This is a genomic window from Rhabdochromatium marinum, assembly GCF_016583795.1.
GTDB classification, from domain to species: domain Bacteria; phylum Pseudomonadota; class Gammaproteobacteria; order Chromatiales; family Chromatiaceae; genus Rhabdochromatium; species Rhabdochromatium marinum.
Genome location: NZ_NRRS01000162.1, coordinates 1 through 1667 on the forward strand (window position 1 = coordinate 1; position 1667 = coordinate 1667).

Sequence of the window (1667 nt, forward strand, 5' to 3'; positions counted from 1 at the left end):
GAAAGCCATGCGAAAAAATCGCCGGGGTCCGAAAAAACCGCTGACCAAACGCACTCGATACAAAGATAAGCCGCATGTCTCGACCGCCAAGCTTCTGGCCGCTGGTTAGCCCACCTTAAAAGGGCTGATCTACGACACTAAGCCGAAAACCGCTTTTATCCCTTTCGAATCTTTGGATACAGCTTCTTCTCAGATTCATCGGTCATATCCTTTCGATACCAGCTTGGGGCACTGATATTACCTCTCCAGCCGAACACAGCAAAAAGCGGTTCTTCAATTGTTCGAATAGAATGGCATTCGTTGCTGCGATGGATTAGAACAGAGCCGGGAGTCTTTTCTTTATATTGATTGCTAGCACCAATCTGCCATTCTGGATGGCCAGTTAATACAATATAAAATTCTTCACCGGGATGGGCATGCGGCGGATATACGCAATTGGGCCCCAATATAAAAAGCCCTAAAATGATACTGTTATGATAGATGCGACCGTCCGGACCGAAGCCTTCACCATTTGCGAAGTTTGGTAGAAAAGATCGACTCCATTCATCATCTTCATAAAACTCTGTCCATCGGACCAAGCCAAATGCAATACGAGCAGCTTCATACAAATTTCGTAATTCCGGGGTCGGTTGATTACCAAGCGACTGTGGCGAGAACCTGAGACCTCTCACGACTGATTCCGGCCGCCACTGTTCTTTTAAGCTCTTACTGTTGAGAGTTTCCAGATCAGCGGAAAAGTTCAAAGCTAATTGCTTATGTGTATCCGGAATCTGGCTGGAAATTTGTGATTTGAGAAATATGGCTGTTTCTGATGCCAAATCATAGAGTTTTGAAATATTATACATATTGATATTTCCACATTATTAAGGCATACGTATACCCATAAGCCGGGCCATACTGAGCCACTACGACATCACGGGACTGCTATGAGAGTTCGATTCGCAGTATGGCCTCGGCTTGATGGGCGTGTTAGGCAATTTTGTCGGTGCGATTCAATTGCTACGAATTAAATCGAGCCTGGACCCTTTAATTTATAAGCCAGGCCATACTGAGCCACTACGACATCACGGGACTGCTATAAGAGTTCGATTCGCAGTATGGCCTCGGCTTGATGGGCTTGTTAGGCAATTTTTGTTGGTGCGATTCAATTGCTGCGAATTAAATCGAGCCTGGCCCCTTTAATTTTGTATGCTGATAGTTCATTCCTATTGTCATTGAGGTGAAAGATGCCCTGTAAGACTCCTTCATAAATATTCATGACATCGCTTTCCGGGCCAATTCGGATAGAGGCTGTTACGGATATTGTTTCATCATCGTCGACAGTTACGTTTAAGTCGGTTACGCCACCACACCAGAACGGATTATCGGGAGAAACGAGCTTGATTCGCCAAGTAATGAACCATTCAAGGGCGGTTTCAAGATCACGTAACCGAATTTCTTCACCTACTACAGCCCTTGATAACACCTGTCCCAAACGACTCCCATTCTTGGCGATTGCCGCAGTGATTCGTCCTAGCTCCTGCATATTGTTGCAATTGTCCAGCCCTTTTAAGGTGGGCTAACCAGCGGCCAGAAGCTTGGCGGTCGAGACATGCGGCTTATCTTTGTATCGAGTGCGTTTGGTCAGCGGTTTTTTCGGACCCCGGCGATTTTTTCGCATGGCTTTC

2 protein-coding genes are annotated in these 1667 nt (G+C 46.1%); both read right to left on the minus strand.

Annotation, left to right across the window (positions count from 1 at the left end; translation table 11 throughout):
- Positions 1-155 precede the first annotated feature (155 nt).
- Complete coding sequence (locus tag CKO36_RS19000) at positions 156-845, minus strand: dimethylsulfonioproprionate lyase family protein (protein WP_200286469.1); 690 nt, start codon at positions 843-845, stop codon at positions 156-158.
- A gap of 299 nt (positions 846-1144) precedes the next feature.
- Positions 1145-1525, minus strand: coding sequence for a hypothetical protein (locus CKO36_RS19005; protein ID WP_200286470.1), 381 nt, complete (start codon positions 1523-1525; stop codon positions 1145-1147).
- Positions 1526-1667: the final 142 nt, after the last annotated feature.